Origin of the sequence: Streptomyces sp. NPDC001480, from assembly GCF_042894725.1 — a bacterium.
Taxonomy (GTDB): domain Bacteria; phylum Actinomycetota; class Actinomycetes; order Streptomycetales; family Streptomycetaceae; genus Streptomyces.
On sequence record NZ_JBIAVX010000001.1, the window covers coordinates 523,825 to 541,029 of the forward strand.

Annotated in this window: 17 protein-coding genes and 2 pseudogenes; 9 read left to right on the forward strand and 10 right to left on the reverse strand. The window is 72.2% G+C overall.

Features of this window, described 5'->3' with window-relative positions; genetic code table 11:
- Positions 1-283: 283 nt before the first annotated feature.
- A pseudogene (locus tag ACFY01_RS02435) lies at positions 284-604 on the forward strand (LamG-like jellyroll fold domain-containing protein); the annotation flags it as partial.
- A gap of 236 nt (positions 605-840) precedes the next feature.
- On the opposite strand, the gene ACFY01_RS02440 reads toward ACFY01_RS02435, so the two are convergent.
- Genes ACFY01_RS02440 through ACFY01_RS02450 form a run of 3 tightly spaced genes read right to left on the reverse strand, consistent with a single transcriptional unit; the run spans position 841 to position 3,067 of the window.
- The gene (locus tag ACFY01_RS02440; protein WP_390733753.1) at positions 841-1,704 is read right to left on the reverse strand and encodes a methyltransferase domain-containing protein; all 864 of its coding nucleotides are present in this window, start codon (positions 1,702-1,704) and stop codon (positions 841-843) included.
- Complete coding sequence (locus ACFY01_RS02445) at positions 1,701-2,345, reverse strand: DUF2064 domain-containing protein (protein WP_390733754.1); 645 nt, start codon at positions 2,343-2,345, stop codon at positions 1,701-1,703. Before ACFY01_RS02445 ends, ACFY01_RS02440 begins: the two co-directional genes overlap by 4 nt.
- A complete protein-coding gene (locus tag ACFY01_RS02450) occupies positions 2,342-3,067 on the reverse strand; it encodes a glycosyltransferase family 2 protein (protein ID WP_390733755.1) in 726 nt (241 codons plus the stop codon). The genes ACFY01_RS02445 and ACFY01_RS02450 overlap by 4 nt, the downstream gene beginning before the upstream one ends.
- Before the next feature lie 139 nt (positions 3,068-3,206).
- On the opposite strand from ACFY01_RS02450, the gene ACFY01_RS02455 reads away from it, so the two are divergent.
- Positions 3,207-3,929, forward strand: coding sequence for a response regulator transcription factor (locus ACFY01_RS02455; RefSeq protein WP_390733756.1), 723 nt, complete (start codon positions 3,207-3,209; stop codon positions 3,927-3,929).
- Entirely contained in the window at positions 3,919-5,031 is a 1,113-nt protein-coding gene (locus ACFY01_RS02460; protein ID WP_390733757.1) for a sensor histidine kinase, read from the forward strand. The genes ACFY01_RS02455 and ACFY01_RS02460 overlap by 11 nt, the downstream gene beginning before the upstream one ends.
- A gap of 89 nt (positions 5,032-5,120) precedes the next feature.
- Here ACFY01_RS02460 and ACFY01_RS02465 read toward each other — a convergent pair whose 3' ends face one another.
- The 4 genes from ACFY01_RS02465 to ACFY01_RS02480 form a co-directional block, all read right to left on the reverse strand.
- Positions 5,121-6,173, reverse strand: coding sequence for an NAD-dependent epimerase/dehydratase family protein (locus tag ACFY01_RS02465; protein WP_390733758.1), 1,053 nt, complete (start codon positions 6,171-6,173; stop codon positions 5,121-5,123).
- Positions 6,174-6,226: 53 nt separating this feature from the next.
- Positions 6,227-6,700 (reverse strand): hypothetical protein, encoded by a 474-nt coding sequence (locus ACFY01_RS02470; RefSeq protein ID WP_390733759.1) that lies wholly within the window; start codon positions 6,698-6,700, stop codon positions 6,227-6,229.
- A 228-nt stretch (positions 6,701-6,928) separates the two neighbouring features.
- The gene (locus ACFY01_RS02475; protein ID WP_390734027.1) at positions 6,929-7,333 is read right to left on the reverse strand and encodes a hypothetical protein; all 405 of its coding nucleotides are present in this window, start codon (positions 7,331-7,333) and stop codon (positions 6,929-6,931) included.
- A gap of 2 nt (positions 7,334-7,335) precedes the next feature.
- Positions 7,336-8,472, reverse strand: a complete 1,137-nt coding sequence (locus ACFY01_RS02480) for a molybdopterin-dependent oxidoreductase (RefSeq protein ID WP_390733760.1) — start codon at positions 8,470-8,472, stop codon at positions 7,336-7,338.
- A 196-nt stretch (positions 8,473-8,668) separates the two neighbouring features.
- Here ACFY01_RS02480 and ACFY01_RS02485 point away from each other — a divergent pair, with 196 nt between their 5' ends.
- Complete coding sequence (locus tag ACFY01_RS02485; RefSeq protein ID WP_390733761.1) at positions 8,669-10,027, forward strand: hypothetical protein; 1,359 nt, start codon at positions 8,669-8,671, stop codon at positions 10,025-10,027.
- A 155-nt stretch (positions 10,028-10,182) separates the two neighbouring features.
- Here the strand turns inward: ACFY01_RS02485 and ACFY01_RS02490 are convergent, their stop codons facing one another.
- Positions 10,183-10,413, reverse strand: coding sequence for a hypothetical protein (locus tag ACFY01_RS02490; protein WP_390733762.1), 231 nt, complete (start codon positions 10,411-10,413; stop codon positions 10,183-10,185).
- Positions 10,414-10,615: 202 nt separating this feature from the next.
- Between ACFY01_RS02490 and ACFY01_RS02495 the strand changes: the two genes are divergently transcribed.
- Positions 10,616-12,301, forward strand: a complete 1,686-nt coding sequence (locus tag ACFY01_RS02495) for a ribonuclease J (protein ID WP_390733763.1) — start codon at positions 10,616-10,618, stop codon at positions 12,299-12,301.
- Positions 12,302-12,358: 57 nt separating this feature from the next.
- Here ACFY01_RS02495 and ACFY01_RS02500 read toward each other — a convergent pair.
- Positions 12,359-12,633 (reverse strand): annotated as a pseudogene (locus tag ACFY01_RS02500) (GNAT family N-acetyltransferase); the annotation flags it as partial.
- Between the two features lie 430 nt (positions 12,634-13,063).
- Between ACFY01_RS02500 and ACFY01_RS02505 the strand changes: the two are divergent.
- Positions 13,064-14,845 carry a SpoIIE family protein phosphatase gene (locus ACFY01_RS02505; protein WP_390733764.1) on the forward strand — a complete coding sequence of 594 codons (1,782 nt, stop codon included), beginning with the start codon at positions 13,064-13,066 and terminating at the stop codon, positions 14,843-14,845.
- 32 nt (positions 14,846-14,877) lie between these two features.
- Here ACFY01_RS02505 and ACFY01_RS02510 read toward each other — a convergent pair whose 3' ends face one another.
- On the reverse strand, positions 14,878-15,558 hold the full coding sequence (locus ACFY01_RS02510) for a hypothetical protein (protein ID WP_390733765.1): 681 nt from the start codon (positions 15,556-15,558) through the stop codon (positions 14,878-14,880).
- 343 nt (positions 15,559-15,901) lie between these two features.
- Between ACFY01_RS02510 and ACFY01_RS02515 the strand changes: the two genes are divergently transcribed.
- From ACFY01_RS02515 to ACFY01_RS02525, 3 genes are all read left to right on the forward strand, one after another.
- Positions 15,902-16,162 carry a hypothetical protein gene (locus tag ACFY01_RS02515; protein WP_390733766.1) on the forward strand — a complete coding sequence of 87 codons (261 nt, stop codon included), beginning with the start codon at positions 15,902-15,904 and terminating at the stop codon, positions 16,160-16,162.
- Positions 16,163-16,235: 73 nt separating this feature from the next.
- Positions 16,236-16,550, forward strand: a complete 315-nt coding sequence (locus tag ACFY01_RS02520; protein ID WP_390733767.1) for a hypothetical protein — start codon at positions 16,236-16,238, stop codon at positions 16,548-16,550.
- Between the two features lie 194 nt (positions 16,551-16,744).
- On the forward strand, positions 16,745-17,179 hold the full coding sequence (locus ACFY01_RS02525; RefSeq protein WP_390733768.1) for a DUF5994 family protein: 435 nt from the start codon (positions 16,745-16,747) through the stop codon (positions 17,177-17,179).
- Positions 17,180-17,205: the final 26 nt, after the last annotated feature.

The following is a 17,205-nucleotide window of genomic DNA, read 5'->3' on the forward strand; positions in this document are numbered from 1 at the left end:
CCCCGCGGCACCCCCTCCGGGGGGGGGCGCCTCACGCGACGGCACCCGCCCGTTCCCCCCCCCGGTCGCGGGGGGGGGGGTTTCCCCCGGGGGGGGCCCCCCCCCCGGGGGGGGGGGGGGGGCCGCCGTGCTCAGGCCGTAGCAGTCTCGGGCTTCGAGGGGATGGAAGCGATGACCGCCTCTCAGGCGCTCTCGTCATGGATCCGCGCACCCAGAAGCATCGCACCGAACCTGATCGTCCCGGAAGCCACCGGCAGCGTTCCAGACCAGCACCACCAACGACGAGAACTCCGACTTCCCCACCGCAGAAGGAGACCCAGGCTCCGGCCCCGTCGGAACCTGGACACACCTGGTCGACACCTTCCGGGCGCCGGTCGCCGGAGACTCCAGCACCGGCAACATGGCCCTCTACCAGAACGGCACACTGGTGGGGACCGCCACCAACCTCAGCCCCCAGTACGGCTCCGCCATGCCCCTGACCATCGGCGGCTGTGTCAACGGCGCCTCCGCCACCACCCCCTACCGGGCCTTCCCCGGTTCCATCACTGACGTTCACGTCTACCCGCGGACACTCTCAGCAGACGAGGTAGGCGCACTGCGCTGACCCCAGCCACCACCTCCGGGCCCTGCCGCCTCATCAGAAGCGGCAGGGCCCACGCACACAGCCCGGCAGGCTACGCAAGCGGGGGGCAGGCACCGCTGCGCGGCGCCGGTGATCAGCCAGCCCGTGAGACCACTCGGTCAAGATCCGGACCAGTCGCCGACGAGCCCGCAGCCTCGCACGTCGCCGCACGCACCTGGCGGCGCGGCTGCAGCGAGGCTGCTCACGGCACGGGATGGTCAGCACCGCTCATCCGCCGCCGCCCTTCGTGCGGCCATGCGGCCCGTGTCGTCGCGCTCCGGCTTCGGGCGGTGGAGTTCCACGAAGGGGCGTCCGCCGACCGTCCACCGGCCCGTCAGGATCCAGCCGGTCGCGTCCGCCGCGTGCAGCAGCGCCATTGGGCCCAGGCGAGCCCAGGGGAAGGGCCTGCCGTATCTGCCCCGGGCGTCCTCGACGCGTGCGATGAACCGGTCGTCCACGTCCTGCGGTGCAGCTTCGGCCAGCAGGCAGCCGCCGGGGGCGACCAGTTCGTGCACGCGGCCGAGCAGGGCGACCGGGTCACCGCCGATGCCCACGTTGCCGTCCATCAGCAAGGCGGTGCTCCAACGGCCCTCGCCCGGCAAGCGGTCGTACGCGGACCTGCGTACGGCGGCACCGCCCTGGCGGCGGGTACGGGCGACGGCGGCCGGACTGAGGTCCACGCCCAAGGCCGGTACCCCGAGCGCGGCCAGAGCGGACACCAGGCGCCCCGGTCCGCAGCCGACATCCAGGACCGGGCCCGTGCACCGGCGCAGCACGCTCCTGTCACCGGCGTCCGGCGGGGAACACCAGCGCTCGATGTCCAGTGGCATCGTCCGCGGCTCCTCCGCGGTGTCCGGCAGACGGCGCAGGAACAGCGGGCCGCGGCCGGCGCGTACCGCGTCGGCGTAGGGGTCGTCGGTCCACGCCTCGCCCGGCTCCGCGGGACGGATCCGGTCGGAAGAACGCGTAGGCGCGGGAACCCCGGTGGTGCGCGTCGCCCGGGTTTGCGGCCGAAGCAGTGCCGCGTTCGGCATCACGGCCTCGGTCACGGCGGAGCCGGCACCGGTTGCCGTCCCGCTCATCGCGCGACCTCCGTGGACGAGGCCACGGTGGCGGCGAAGCGGGAGTCGGGCGGACAGCAGGCGACGACCGCTGTGGCGTCGGCCGCGGTGTCCACGTCGCGCAGTTCCGGGAGGTCGTGCACGAGCAGTCCGGCGTCGGCGAGGCGGCGCCGCTGGATCAGGCCCGTGCGGTCCGTCGACATCGGCACCCCGCGGACGAGGTCCCCGGCCAGTGCCGGGTCGGTGAGGCCCAGCGCCCAGAAGCCGCCGTCGGCGGCCGGGCCGAACCAGGCGTCGGCATCGTCCCGGGCGGGCTCGGCGAGGAGGTCCGGTGTCATCTGCGGGGTGTCCATGCCCACCAGGAGCGCCGGACCGTCGTCGCAGTGGGCGAAGGCGGCCGCGATCCGCTCGTCCAGGCCGCCGTGGGCCTGGGGTACGACCTCGAAGCCGGACGGCAGCCAGGGGCCGGGGGCACCGTCGAGGACGAGCACCCGGCGGCGCGCGGGCGTCTTGAGCACGATGTGCAGGGTGTCGGTGAGAGCTGCCTCGGCCAGGGTGGCCGCCTCCTGGGGCGTGTACGGCGGGGTGAGCCGGGTCTTGACCCGGCCGGGCACGGGTTCCTTGGCGATCACCAGCAGCGTCGCCCACGTCGGGGCGTTCATCGTCCGCCTCCCTGGGCGCTCGCGACCGCAGCCGTGCGGATCGGCTGCTCATCGAGTACGGCACGCATGTCGCGTACCGCGTGCCAGGTGCCTCGCCAGGTGCCGGTGACCTTCGAGCGGCCGGTGCGCGGGTGGTAGGGCACGTCCGTCTCCTGCACGCGCCAGCCGGCGTCGGCCGCGCGGACGACCATCTGCAGCGGGTAGCCGGAGCGCCGGTCGGTCAGGTCGAGGGCGAGCAGTGCCTCGCGGCGGGCGGCGCGCATGGGGCCGAGGTCGCGCAGGCGCAGACCGGTGCGCCTGCGGATCAGGCGGGCCAGTTCCAGGTTGGCCAGCCTGGCGTGCGCCGGCCAGGCTGTGGGCGTGGTGGGCCGCCTCCGGCCCAGCACGAGGTCGGCGGAACCGTCGAGTACGGGCGCGGCAAGGCCGGGCAGCAGGGCGGGGTTCAGGGAGGCGTCGCAGTCGCAGAAGCAGACGATCTCCGCCGTGGCGGCGGTCAGGCCCGCGTGGCAGGCCGCGCCGAACCCGCGGCGCGGCTCGTGCACCACGTGGGCGCCCAGCTCACGGGCGATGTCCGCCGAGCCGTCGGTGGAGCCGTTGTCGACCACGATCGCGCGCCAGCCCTGCGGAATGCGGTCCAGTACCCAGGGCAGGGCCTGGGCCTCGTCCAGGCACGGCAGCACCACGTCGACCCGGACGGGAGAAGAGGGGGGTGTCTCGATCACCCGACTCACCCTACGAACCCAAAAGATACATAAGGGACTTGGTGACCTTACGAATCGCTGACGTCCGCAGTCCTTACGGATCACTGACGTCCACTGCTCATGTCGGTGACACCCGATCGCCGGTGCGAGACTCGTCGATGTGAAACGCGTACTCGTCGTGGACGACGACCCGACCGTCTCCGAGGTCGTCGCCGGATACCTGGGCCGGGCGGGCTTCGCCGTCGATGTGGCGGCCGACGGCCCCGCCGCCATGGCCGTGGCCACCGCGCAACCTCCGGACCTGGTGGTGCTGGACCTGATGCTGCCCGGCATGGACGGGCTGGAGGTCTGCCGCCGCATCCGCGAGACCGGCCCCCTGCCCGTGATCATGCTGACCGCTCGAGGAGACGAGGAGGACCGCGTCCTCGGCCTGGAGGTCGGGGCGGACGACTATGTCACCAAGCCCTTCAGTCCTCGGGAACTGGTCCTGAGGGTGGAGTCGGTGCTGCGCCGTGCGGGAGCGGTGGCGGCCGCCGTGCGGACCGCACCGGCCACGGCAGGACTGCGGACGGGACCGCTCGCCCTGGACCCCAGGGGCCGCCGCGTCACCCGCCGCGGCGTCGAACTCGCTTTGACGATCCGGGAGTTCGACTTGCTCGAGTTCTTCCTGCGCAACCCTGGGCGGGCCACCAGCCGCGAGGAACTGATGCACCGCGTGTGGGGGTGGGAGTTCGGTGACCTGTCCACCGTCACCGTCCATGTGCGGCGGCTGCGCGAGAAGATCGAGGACGACCCGGCTCGGCCGCGGCTGATCAGCACTGTGTGGGGCGTGGGTTACCGCTTCGACGCACCTGAGGCGGATGGAGCCGACGATGCTGCGTGACACGTTCCTGATCGTGCTCTACGCGGCGATCGGAGCCGCCGCCGCCGGACTGCTCGGCACCGGAGTGCTCAGACTGCTGCGCAACCGGTCCGTCGCCCTGTCGCTGGCCGTGGTCGCCGCCGTCACGGTCGCCGCGATGCTCGCCGGAACCATGCTCGTGTCCTGGGCGATGCTGCTCTCCGACCACGACCTGTGGGTCGTGACGATGGTCTGCTCCATCGCGGCCGTCGTCTCGCTGGTCGTGGCACTCGTCCTGGGCCGTAGCGTGGTCAAGGGCAGCCGAGCCCTGGCGGCGGCCACCCGCGCCCTCGGCGACGACGGAACGTTCACCCCGCCCTCGGCCGCTCCCACGGCCGAGCTCGCCCAGCTCAGCCGTGAGTTGGCGGCCACGAGCGCAAAGCTCGCTCAGTCGCGGGAGCGGGAGCGGGCCCTGGAGGACTCTCGGCGGGAACTGGTCGCGTGGATCTCCCATGACCTGCGCACGCCGCTGGCCGGGCTGCAGGCGATGGCGGAGGCCCTGGAAGACGGCATGGTCGCCGACCCCGGTGTCTACCACGCCAGGATCCGGACCGAGGTGGGACGGCTCGGCGAGATGGTCAGCGACCTCTTCGAGCTCTCCCGCATCCAGGCCGGCGTCCTCGCCCTGAACGTCGCCCGGATGTCGGTGTACGACCTCGTCGGCGACGCCATCGCCGGAGCGTACGCCCTGGCCAGGGAACAGGGCGTACACCTCGTCGGGGACGGGGTCGAGCCCGTGCCCGTGGAGGTCGACGGCCGCGAGATGTCCCGCGTTCTGGCCAACCTGCTGGTCAACGCCATCCGCCGCACGCCCGCCGACGGCACGGTCGCCGTCTCCGCACGCCGGGAGGCCGACAGCGTCGTCCTGTCGGTGACCGACGGCTGCGGTGGCATCCCTGCCGAGGACCTGCCCCGCGTCTTCGACACCGGCTGGCGGGGCACGGACGCCCGAACCCCGCCCGCCGGAGCGGGCCTCGGTCTCGCCATCGTGCGCGGCATCGTCGAGGCGCATCGCGGTCACGCCGCGGTCCGCAACGTCCCCGGCGGCTGCCGCTTCGAGGTCCGCCTGCCGGCGGCCGCCTGAGTCCCGGCCGACGTGAGCGGGTGGGCGAGAGCGAGGTGGCCACCGGCTCCTCGTTCCACGCCGGGGGCTCGAGCAGCGTAGGAACGGGTTCAGCCGGCCCGCAGTGGTGCCCCGGCGAATTCGGTCATCCCTTCCGTGAAGGAGACCTCCGGCACCCAGCCGTGTTCCTCGCGCAGTCTGCGCGAGGAGGCGGTGATGTGGCGGACGTCGCCGAGCCGGTAGTCGCCCGTGACGATCGGGGACGGTCCGCCGTGGGCGGCGGCCAGGACGGCGGCCATCTCCCCCACCGTGTGCGGCTCTCCGCTGCCGACGTTGTACGCCCGCAGGGCGCCCTCCGGCAGACCGGGCAGGCCGTCCAGTGCCACGAGGTTGGCCCCGGCGACGTCACGGACATGGACGAAGTCCCGTCGCTGACCGCCGTCCTCGAACACGCGCGGCGCCTCCCCCCGCTCGAGTGCGGACCGGAACAACGAGGCGACGCCCGCGTACGGGGTGTCGCGCGGCATGCCGGGCCCGTACACGCTGTGGTACCGCAGTGCCGCCGTCCGCCCACCGGTCGCCCGCGCCCACGCCGCGGCCAGGTGCTCCTGGGCGAGTTTGGTGGCCGCGTAGACGTTGCGGGGGTCGGCGGGTGCGTCCTCGTCGACCAGCCCCGCGGCGAGCGGCTCACCGCATCGCGGGCAGGGAGGTTCGAAGTGCCCCGACTCCAGCTCGGTCACCTGGCGCGGCGCCGGCCTGACGACGCCGTGGCGTGAGCACTCGTACCTGCCCTCGCCGTAGACCACCATCGAACTCGCCAACACCAGGCTCCGCACGTCGGCTTCGGCCATGCCGGCCAGCAGCACGGCCGTGCCGAGGTCGTTGCACCCGACGTAGTCGGGGGCGTCGGCGAAGTCCTTGCCGAGCCCCACCATCGCGGCCTGGTGGCAGACGGCGTCCACGCCCCGAAGAGCGTGCGCGACCGCTTCCGCGTCCCGGACGTCGGCGTGCCGCCAGTCGACGCCCTCGGGGATCGGCGGTGCGGTGCGGTGCGCCGCGGGCAACAGCGCGTCGAGCACGCGTACCTCGTGCCCGGCGGCGGTGAGAGCGGAGACGATGTGCGAACCGATGAAGCCCGCGCCTCCGGTGACCAGGATCAACATGTCTCCGACCGTACGGCCGCTCAGGCGTCGTAGGGCCTCTTGGTGAGCGGACGTCAGGACTTCGTAAGCCTTCGGCCGGCCGGCCGTACCGGCGGCGCGTGGCCGCCGCGGGACGCCGCCACGGTCAGCAGTGCGAAGCCGGCGGCGAATCCGAGCATGGTGAACACACCGCGTGGCCAGAAGATGTGGCTGTCGAGGAAGGACCAGCACGCCACCAGTACCACCACGGCCCCGGGCAGCACCCGGATTCCGTCGCGCCGCAGCAGCACCGCGCAGGTGGCGACGGTGGCGACCGTCAGCGCGTAGACCCCGGCCCTGCCCAGTTCGTCGCCGGTCACGAACAGGTGCCCGACCACCCCGTGCACACCGAGACCGGCCACGGTTCCGGCGGAGATACCCGCCACCGCGTCCAGCCCGGAGTAGTAGGCGGCGTAGACCAGGCACCCGGCCCACGCCAGCACCGTGAGAACGCCGTCGGCATCACGCCCGGGCCTGCCCCACAGCGGCACCAGCAGACCGAGGGACAAGAGGGGAAAGGCAGGCAGCAGGACGATATGCAGGCCCGCCCACTGGCCGGCCGTCGCCCCCCGTCAGATGGCGCGGGTGGACCAGGCCCGCCACGGCGAGGAGCAACGGCGGCGCGGTCACGAGGATTGTCGTACGCAGGGTTCGCATCGCGCCACCGTACGAACCCACCGGGCCGGGCACCGGGTCTGCCGACCGCGCGTAAGACACCCGTAATCAAGGCCGGTCGCTCAGGAGGGCGGGCGTCGTCTGCTTCGCCGCACCCCCTGTACGGTCACCAGCACAGCCGTGACCGTCGCGACGGCCACCAGCGCGAGCAGCCAGTTGCGCGGATAGTCCAGCGGCAGCACCGAGGAGTTGCCGCGCGGCCCCGGGCGCAGCAGCGGCGGAAGGGCGACCGCGGTCAGTGCCCCCGCGACCAGCAGCGCCCCGCGCACCGGCCCGCGTACGTCACCGCGCACCAGCCCCAGCCCTACGAGCAGCACCAGCGGCGCGATCAGTACGTCGTGCAGCACCACCGCCCCGCCCAGCCACACCAGCACATCCGTCAGGTCCCGGACATCCAGCAGCAGGGACACGCCGACGCCGAGCAGGGCGAGACCGGCAGCGCCCACCATGACCCGCAGCACGCTCATCCTCATGACAGCACCTCCAGTCGGCCGACCCACTTGGTCTGCAGCGCGCCCGGCCGGTTCGGGGCGATCAGACGCACCGGGTATCCGTGGTCGGGTGTGAGTTCCTCACCGTTCAGGCGGAGTGCGAGCAGCGTCAGCGGGTCACGGGCGTGCTCATGGCCCAACTCGGAGACCCGGTAGCCGCCGCGGGTCTGCAGCGACACCACCCGCACACGGGCGTGCGCCGGGGCGCCCGCCCGTTCCAGCAGGTCCGTGACCCGTACGCCGGTCCAGTGAGCCGACTTGCTCCAGCCCTCCACGCAGGCGATGGGCAGCTCGGCCTCGTGCTGCGGCAGGGTGCGCAGCTCGTCGAGGGTCAGTGTGCAGGGACGCGGTCCGTCGACTGTCAGGCGGTAGCGCTCGTCGTGGATCAGGCCCACTCCGGCCGCGGCGGCCGTCCGGTTGACCGGCAGGCCCTGCGGGCCGTGGTCCGGATGGCGCGGTGCGAGCAGGACGAGGTCCTTCAGCGGGGTGAAGGACTGGCCGACCGTGGTCAGGGTGACGGCGCCGGCCGCGGCCGCCACCGCGGCGAGCAGCGAGCGCCGGTCGGCCCCTTCCTCGGCCGGCAGCGCGAGCGTGCCCGGCGACCGCCGGCTCCAGTGGTCCCGGATATCGGGTGCCTTGACCGCGATGTGCAGCGCCAGTGATCCGGCGACCAGCCAGGCGACGGCGTAGTGCACCGGGACGAAGGAGAAGGGCCACGGGTACCACTGGGCGGTGTTGAGCAGACCGGTGGCCACCTCGAAGACGGCCGCCGCCACCAGCAGGGCCACCGACAGCCGTTCCAGCCCATGGCGCACCGAGCGCACCGGCGGCCACTCGAACAGCCGCGGATAGACCGTCCACAACTTGGCGAGCAGCAGCGGAACGGCCGCGATGCCGGATGCCACGTGCAGCCCCTGACTGAAGCGGTAGCCCCAGGCCGGGCGGCTCGGCAGGTCGTTGGCCAGCCACCCCGGGGGATGCTGCATGTAGTGACTGATCAGGCCGGTGACGAAGCACACCGCGAAGGCGGGCCCCAGCCACCGCCCGATCGAGGTCGCCGTCCGGGCGTCGTGCAGCCTGCCCTTGAACACGGGCGGGAAGAAGCGCGATCTCATGGCGTCCATCCCACCGATGGGCAGCCCTTCATGGAACGCCTCAGCCCCTTACGGAACACTGACGTCTCGTCGACGGTGCCCGCGCTGTCCCGCGCTCAGAAGCGCAGGCCGACGCACTCGTCGAAGTGCTTACGATCCGCTGACGCCCGCACCGCCGACCACAGCGTCGCCCTTTCCAGCGATCTAGCGTTCCCGTGTGAGACGCATCCTCTCCCGCGACATGTACGCCGTCGCTGCCGCCGCCCTGCTCGTCCTGACGGCGGTCCTCGTCGGCCGCCACATCGAGCGAACCCACCACACGCTGCGTGTCGACTGGCCACCGCTGCTCGGCTCCTGGGGACCACATACAGGCCCGGGAACCCCAGCGGCCGCAATGGTGGCAGCGGCCACAGTGGCGTACGGACCCTCCGTGGCGGCCCGCCTGCCCTGGCGTGCCTTGCCCTGGACCGTCTGGGCCGCCTCCATGGCCTGGATCTGGTCACTGGCGCTGATCGACGGCTGGCACACGGGCGTCGCCGTACGCCTCACCACCCGCTACGAATACCTGCGGGTCATCGAGCGCTTCCACGACATCCCGGCGACACTGCGGGACTTCACGCACCACATCCTGCTCCACTCCCCCGACAACTGGCCCGCGCACGTCGCGGGACATCCGCCCGCCGCGACGCTGACCTTCGTCCTCCTGGACCGGATCGGGCTGCACGGCGGTGGCTGGGCCGGGGCCTGGTGCATCACCACCGGCGCCACGGCGGGCGTGGCGGTCCTGATCGCGGTCCGGGCACTGGCCACCGAGGAACTGGCGAGGCGGGCGGCCCCGTTCCTGGTACTGGCACCGGCCGCGGTGTGGATGGGCACCTCGGCCGACGCGTACTTCGCAGCTGTCGTCGCGTGGGCCGTCGCCCTGCTGTCCTTGGCGGTCACCCGCGGGTCGGCCTGGTGGGCGGCGGCTGCCGGGCTTCTGTTCGGCCTCACCTGCTACCTCTCCTACGGTCTGACGCTCTTCGCTCTCACAGCCGCGACGGTGCTGCTGATCGGCCGTCACCGGATACGGGAGCGGCCCCTCCTGCTGGTGCCGCTCTGCGCCGGACTGGCTGTGGTCCCCGCTGTGTTCACCGCCGTCGGCTTCAACTGGTGGGAGGCTTACCACCTGCTGGTCACGCGCTACTACCAGGGGGCCGGCGGCGTCCGGCCGTACGGCTACTGGGTGTGGGCGAACCTCGCCTGCGCCGTTCTCATCACCGGCCTCTCCGTGGCCGCGGGCCTGGCGCGCGCGGGCAGCGTACTGACCCGGCAACGCGGCGAGGCCCTCACCCGACCGGGTACCTTCCCCGCCGCCGCCGAAGCACGCCTCGCCCTCGTGGTGGCCTCCGCCCTGCTGTCGCTGCTGATCGCCGACCTGTCCGGTATGAGCAAGGCGGAGACCGAACGCATCTGGCTGCCGTTCGCGATGTGGCTGCTGCCCGCCTGCGCACTCCTTCCCCGCCCCCGCGCCTGGCTCGCCGCCCAGGCCGTACTGGCCCTCGTGATCAACCACCTGCTGCGCACCGGTTGGTGACCCGTGGTCCCACCCCTGTCATCTGCGGCAGACGTCAGGTCTGAGTGACCAAGCAGCACTTGGGCCACCGGTCGTGCTCCGTCGGTCTGTCATGCCGCCACGAAGACCGACGGGAGCCGGGCCACCATCGGACGCCGTCGCTGACCTCCGGAAGGTCACGGGGTGAACAAGTCGACAAGAGGTGGCCAGGTGTCCTCGCCGGAGCGGGCGGGCCCCGAGTAGGCGTGGCAGTTGCCGCACCACAGGTGGCAGACGCGCATGGTCATGTGGCCGCAGATCGGGCAGGTCCGTTCGAACAGCGGTAGGTGCAGCTGGGCGCGGAGCGCCGCACTGCGATGCTCGGCGTAGGGCGGGGCATGGAGTTCCGGGCCTACCTGAAGACTCACCCCAGCTCTGGAACAATCGCGGGCGGGGTGCTCACCGCCCGCGCCACCCGCGAAGCCACCCCGGCACCCGCGGCGGTCGCTGTGGCTGCGGATGCCCTCCTGTCCTCGGGCCGGGGCAGCGGGCAGAAGAGGTCGTGTCGAGCGCTCGTTGGATCACACAGGCAATGGATCACCTGTCCCGCTCTCCGGGTACCGTCAGGGTATGAGTCATCCGCACCCCGAGCTGAAAGCCGCGCCGCCCCTTCCCGAAGGAGGGCTGCGGGTCATCGCCCTGGGCGGCCTGGGCGAGATCGGCCGCAACATGACCGTCTTCGAGCACGCGGGCAAGCTGCTCGTCGTCGACTGCGGCGTGCTTTTCCCCGAGGAGACCCAGCCCGGCGTGGACGTGATCCTGCCGGACTTCACCTCGATCCGGGACCGGCTGGACGACATCGTGGCCGTGGTCCTCACCCACGGTCACGAGGACCACATCGGCGGCGTGCCGTACCTGCTGCGCGAGCGGTCCGACATTCCCGTCGTAGGCTCCAAGCTGACGCTGGCGTTCCTGGAGGCCAAGCTCAAGGAACACGGCATCCGGCCGCGCACGGTTCGGGTGCGGGAGGGCGACCGGCGTGGCTTCGGGCCCTTCGACTGCGAGTTCGTGGCGGTCAACCACTCCATCCCCGACAGCCTCGCGGTCGCGATCCGCACCCGGGCCGGGATGGTGCTGCACACCGGTGACTTCAAGATGGACCAGTTCCCTCTCGACGACCGCATCACGGATCTGCGCGCCTTCGCCCGACTCGGCGAGGAGGGCGTGGACCTGTTCCTCACCGACTCCACCAACGCCGAAGTACCCGGCTTCACCACCTCCGAGCGAGAGCTGAACCCGGCGATCGAGCAGGTGATGCGCACCGCGCCGCGCCGGGTCATCGTCTCCAGCTTCGCCAGCCACGTGCATCGCATCCAGCAGGTCCTGGACGCCGCCCACCAACACGGCCGCAAGGTCGCCTTCGTCGGCCGGTCGATGGTCCGCAACATGGGCATCGCCCGTGACCTGGGCTATCTGAAGGTCCCCTCCGGTCTGGTCGTGAGCACGAAGGAACTGGAGAAGCTCCCGGACCACAAGATCACTCTGGTGTGCACCGGCTCCCAGGGCGAACCGATGGCCGCGCTGTCACGGATGGCCAACCGCGACCACACGATCCGCATCGGCAAGGACGACACCGTCCTGCTCGCCAGCTCCCTCATCCCCGGCAACGAGAACGCCATCTACCGGGTGATCAACGGACTCACCCGGTGGGGCGCCCACGTGGTCCACAAGGGCAACGCCAAGGTGCACGTCTCCGGGCACGCCAGCGCCGGCGAACTCGTCTACTGCTACAACATCGTCAAACCCCGCAACGTCATGCCCGTGCACGGCGAATGGCGCCACCTGCGGGCCAACGCCGACCTCGCCATCCGCACCGGTGTCGACCCCGACCGGGTCGTCATCGCCGAGGACGGCGTCGTCGTCGACCTGGTCGACGGACGCGCGTCCATCACCGGCAAGGTCCCCGCCGGCAACGTCTACGTGGACGGCATGGAGGTCGGCGGCGCCACCGAAGCCTCCCTCAAGGACCGCCTCACCCTCGCCTCCGAAGGCGTGGTGACGGTGGTGGCGATCGTCGACGCGGACACCGGCGCGCTCGCCGAGGCCCCCGACTTCCTGGCCCGGGGCTTCGTCCACGACGACGCCACCTTCGAGCCGGTCGTCCCCGTCATCGAGAAGACCCTGGCCACCGCGGCCGAGGAAGGCGTCGGGGACGCGCGCCAACTCGAACAGCTCCTCGCCCGTGCCGTGGCGAACTGGGCGTTCCGCACCCACCGCCGCAAGCCCCTCATCATCCCCGTCATCATCGACGCCTGAGCCACAGCCCGGCAGCACGGTCCCGGTTCCGGCCGCGGCCCCGCCCGCGACGGACTCCCCGGGCGGCGCCGCCTCGGCGGCGGCCAGAAGCCGCCCCAGTTCCACTGGGAACCCGAGGACCCGGCCTCCGTGCTCGTCGGCGCCGACGGCCACAAAGGCGCGGTGGGCCCCGATGTGATCAGGACCGACCCGGTAGTACCCGCGACTGCGGCTGCGTACTTGCCCTCGTAGGCGCCTGAGCCACGCACGAGACGTGTGAGCCGTCCGGCATCCCGTGCGACGGCCCTCCGTATCGTGATCGGCTGACTGATCGGGGAAGTGCGTGAACTCAGGGGCCTGCCCCATATCCCGGCCGACAAGAGCGCGCTACCCGTGATCCTGCTGGACCCTTCGAGGACACCGGCGACCGCGCCCACCGTGACTTCGAACGCCTGCTGCCGGGCATCGTATGGCTCTACGCTTGACGAGTGCCCTTTCATCCGGGAGTCCCCCTCCGGGGCGACCTCCCGCTCCTCGCCCGCGGCGAGAGCCGCGATGGCCGATGCGGTCCGCCACCGGCCATCTCCGGCAGGCGGGGCAGATCCTGGTCGAGACCGGCGGTGATCGGGACCACCCCAGCGGCCCGCCGGCGTAGCGGCACGCGCCGATCGCCCAGCGGATCGTCGTGACAACCATGCGGCCGGGTTCCCACGGGACCACCGGTTCACCGGAGTTCCGGTGGCCCGGGGGCCGGGCCCTGGCGGCGGAGTGTCCCGTGAGGGGGTGCGCGACGTGGTGGAGGGCGTGAGGTCCGGCGGAGAGCGGGAGCGGCGGCTCTCGTCGGCGAAACCGGGGCTGTGGCATCGGGTCGTCGAGCAGCTGGGCACGGCGGTGACAGTGATCGACCCGGCCGGGCGGATCGTCGCGGTCAACCCGGCCGCCGAGCGGCTGCTGGGGCACCCGGCAGCGACGATGTACGGGCAGGACCTGCATGACCTGTGTCATCGGGACCCGGGAGGCGCCCGGATCGCACGAGAGCGCTGCCCATTGCTGCGGGCACTCGCCGAGGGGCGTCAGGCGCGCGGGGACGACGACAGGTGTCTGCGGGATGACGGACGGCTGGTACCGATCTCCTGGTCGGCCACTCCCCTGACGCAGGACGGCGTCTCCCAGGGCATGGTCGTGCTCATCGCCGAGACCGCGGCGGACGGCCATGCCCATAAGGAACACGCGGAACGTGCGGAGCAGGCGGAACGCACCGACCAGGCGGAACGAGCCGCTCGTACGACCGCTCTGGAGAGTCTCGCCGAGCGGTTGACACTCGTCGCGGAGATCACCGAGGTGCTCGGTCAGACCCTGGAGGTGGACGAGGCCCTCGCCCGGTTGAGCCGACTCCTGGTTCCCCGCCTTGCCGACTGGGCGGCCGTAGATCTCCGGGTCGGCTCCCGTCAGGTGCACCGGGTGGCCGTGACCGGACCTGACGGCCGTGACGCCGAGCAGGAGGACTGGCATGGTCAACTTCCGCCCCCGGCCGGGGAAACGGCCCCTTCGCCCCTGGTCCAGGTGCTGAACGGAGGCGGTCCCATCCGGCAGGACCGGGCGGACATGGAGACACTGCCCGACTCTCCCCTGGCCGCGGTTCACAGCGCCTTCCTCTCAGCGACCGGTGCGTCATCGGTCATCACGGTGCCACTGGGCACCGGACGGCAGGTCACCGGCGCCCTGACCCTGGTCCGCACCGACCCGGCACGGCCCTTCCACACCGGCGATCTGGACGTGGCGAGCGACATCGGCCGCCGGGTCGGCCCCGTCATCGACAACGCACGCCGGTTCGGCCGCCAGCGCGAGGTCGCCGAGGCCATGCAGCGCAACCTTCTTCCCCCGCTGCCCGAGCACGGCCGGGTCCAGCTGGCAGCGCGGTATCAGCCCGCTCCGGCCGGCTCGCAGGTCGGTGGCGACTGGTACGACGCGTTCACGCTGAGGGACGGCACGCTCGCCCTCGTCATCGGCGACGTCGTGGGCCACGATCTGATCGCCGCGGCCGGCATGGCGCAGTTGCAGGGCATCCTGCGTTCCCTCGCCTGGGACCACACGGGGCCGACCGGCGCCGTCGTGGACCGCCTCGACGACGCCATGCACGCCATCACGACCGTGCCGATGGCCACCCTCGTCCTCGCCCGGTTGGAAGGCCCGGACACCGGCCCCTGGACGCTTCGCTGGACCAGTGCCGGGCACCCGCCTCCCCTGCTGCTGACTCCCGACGGGAACGCGCAGTATCTCGATGCCGGGCAGGGACTGATTCTCGGAACCCACCTGGGCGTCGGCAGTCGTCGTCCGAGTGCCGCTGACGCCCTGCCTGCGGGGTCCACGCTCCTGCTGTACACCGACGGTCTGATCGAGGCTCCGGGCAGCGACCTGGACAGCGGGCTCGACCGACTGCGCCGCCATGCCCTCGCCCTCGCGCCCGAAACGCTTGAGACCCTGTGCGACCGACTGTCCGCCCGGCTGCCACCCGGCGGCACCGATGACATCGCCCTCCTCGCCCTGCGCCTGCCCGTGCGCTGACCGGGGCGGGCCGTGATCGTTGACGGCGCTGCTCACGTCCCCGCAGTCAGCACCAGCACGCGGCATGAACCGGGCGGTACGGCCGTGAGGGTGCCGTCTGCGGCACTGCGCCACCCCCAGGACCTCAACGTCTCGACGATCCCGTCGTCCCGGGCTTCCACCAACGTGACTCCGAGCGCGGCGCCGTGGTCGGCGAGCAGTCGCCGCTGCAGGCGCCGGGCGAGGTTCCAGGCACGGCCCTGGTTCTCCCGGCGCACACGGGACGGGACGACGATCCCGGAGACGACGAAGAGCCGCCCGGGGGCGACGCGGCGGAGCAGGCTGTCCCGAACGTCTCCGTCGAAGCCCGCCCACCACGGGCCGGCGCCGCCCACGGGAAAGCCGTAGGCGCATCCGGTCAGGACCGTGGTCTCCGCGATCAGCAGCGAGAACCCCGGTCGTCGTGCGTCGGCCGCGAGGTGTCGCAGGAAGGCGGCACGCGCCTCGTTCCACGCCCAGGGGCCGCCGCCGGAGACCTCCGCGTACAGGTCACCCAGCTCCTGCAGGCGGTCCTCGACCTGGCCGCGCGTCAGCGGGCGGAGGCGTTCTCCCTCGTGCGGCGAGGATCCCTGCTCCCGCATCGGTCGGCCCGGTCTGCGCGTGTGCGACCTGCCCGGTGCCGGCCGGGGCGCGGGGAGGTTCGAGGTCGTCGGGAGGAGCATGTGCGCGCTCATGGGTCGAACCCTGCCCCGGGCACGGGCCAGAGCCCACCCGGCGTAGTCGATCACCGAGAGCGGCACCGGTGCCGGAGCCGGTGCGCGGCATGCCCTCGGTGTCTCCACCGTACTCCCGGCCCGTCCCGCCACGGTGGCGCGGCGGCGGCCGACGAATGCGACAGCCCGCTCCGGGAGAGCACCGGTCTTCCGCGAGGGGTCGGCCGTGGCACGCACGCTCCCTTGCTCGGCATACCCTTCATCAAAGGGGGTGGCCGTGGTGACACGCCGCAGTCCGCACCGACGACGGGCGTCGGGCAGCGACCTCAGTCGGAATTGCACCCTCACCTGCCAGGAGGTCCGTATGAAGCACGAGCCCTTTCCCTCCGAAGGCCAGGCCGAGGTCCGCATCGTGGCCGCGACGCCGGAGGTCGCCCGGCGCGTCGCCGAAGTGCTCCGGCGCTGCTTCGCGTCGACCGAGCAGCGCAGCTATCCCGCGGGCCGCGCAGGAGGGACCCGGCTCCACATCACCCTCGACACCACTCAAGCGGCGGAACCCGCACAGTCCTGGCTCACGACCAGCACCTCGACAGAGCAGACACAGACACACGCCGACGAGGTGTGACCCGGATCCGAGCGGCCCGAGGATCCGTCGTCGCCTCGTCCCCGCGCGGCCGTCGAACCGGAGAACGACAGCCATGACGAAACTCCGCGAACGCAAGAACAACCGGAAGGCGGTCCTGCGATCCCTGTACGGGGCCGTCGAGCACAACCGCCCCGATGTCAACGGATCGGCGCTGCGCGCCGAACTGGGCCTCCCCGACGAGGATCTCTCCGCCGCCTGCGCCTACCTGGCCGACGAGGGCCTGATCAGCGTGGACTGGACATCACACCGCACCCCCGCCACCGTCGCGCTGACGCACGAGGGCATCCGTCTGATGGAGGAACTGGAGGAGGCAGAGGAGGAACAGGAGGATCGGGGGAAGCCGGAGGAGGTACCGACGGACGACTGACCCGGCCCTGTTGCCCTCGTCCAGGGGTAACCTGATCGCACCGAGAGCTTTTCGCGCAGCGCGACCGGCGGTGCCGTTCCCGGCGAGTGACGAAACGGGCAGTCGTCCGACGGCTCCCGGGACGGGACCGCACGATGGAACCCGGCGGAACACCGGCCGAAGGCGCGCCCTCGGCCGACGCGCACACGTACCGCATGCCCACGCCTCGCCTGGCCCTCACCCCGGACGTCAGTCACGGCCCGCTGGACGGGGCCTGGTGGCCGCACTGCGATGCGCTGGAGCTCGAACTTCCCTCGCTCGTCAGCTCGTTGGAGCCGGACCCGGACACGACGGTACGGGTCACCGTGGACCCCGCCGAATGGCCCGACACCCCGCGCACCGTCATGGCGCCCGGCCGGGTGATCGCCGTGGAGCCGGCCGGCCCCGGAGGCGAGACGCACGTCATCTCCCTGGACTGCGGCTCCGTGGGACGCTGGGTGCTCCTGGTCGTCCCGCCGGACGAGCCGGCCGGAACAGCCGCCCGGCTGCTGGCCGCCGCAGCCGACCCCGAGAACCCGCTGACCGCCGCGCGCATGCTGGCCCTCGTCGAGACCGATCGCCTCGGGGCCACGACGGGGGAGGCGGAATGAGGCACGCCGGCCCTGGGGCGCCCACG

Coding starts and splice junctions, on each gene's coding strand:
- ACFY01_RS02440 (WP_390733753.1), bottom strand. CDS start 1,704: ATGAGCGGGACGGCAACCGGTGCCGGCTCCGCCGTGACCGAGGCCGTG.
- ACFY01_RS02445 (WP_390733754.1), bottom strand. CDS start 2,345: ATGAACGCCCCGACGTGGGCGACGCTGCTGGTGATCGCCAAGGAACCC.
- ACFY01_RS02460 (WP_390733757.1), top strand. CDS start 3,919: ATGCTGCGTGACACGTTCCTGATCGTGCTCTACGCGGCGATCGGAGCC.
- ACFY01_RS02465 (WP_390733758.1), bottom strand. CDS start 6,173: ATGTTGATCCTGGTCACCGGAGGCGCGGGCTTCATCGGTTCGCACATC.
- ACFY01_RS02475 (WP_390734027.1), bottom strand. CDS start 7,333: ATGAGCGTGCTGCGGGTCATGGTGGGCGCTGCCGGTCTCGCCCTGCTC.
- ACFY01_RS02480 (WP_390733760.1), bottom strand. CDS start 8,472: ATGAGATCGCGCTTCTTCCCGCCCGTGTTCAAGGGCAGGCTGCACGAC.
- ACFY01_RS02495 (WP_390733763.1), top strand. CDS start 10,616: ATGAGTCATCCGCACCCCGAGCTGAAAGCCGCGCCGCCCCTTCCCGAA.
- ACFY01_RS02510 (WP_390733765.1), bottom strand. CDS start 15,558: ATGAGCGCGCACATGCTCCTCCCGACGACCTCGAACCTCCCCGCGCCC.
- ACFY01_RS02515 (WP_390733766.1), top strand. CDS start 15,902: ATGAAGCACGAGCCCTTTCCCTCCGAAGGCCAGGCCGAGGTCCGCATC.
- ACFY01_RS02520 (WP_390733767.1), top strand. CDS start 16,236: ATGACGAAACTCCGCGAACGCAAGAACAACCGGAAGGCGGTCCTGCGA.
- ACFY01_RS02525 (WP_390733768.1), top strand. CDS start 16,745: ATGCCCACGCCTCGCCTGGCCCTCACCCCGGACGTCAGTCACGGCCCG.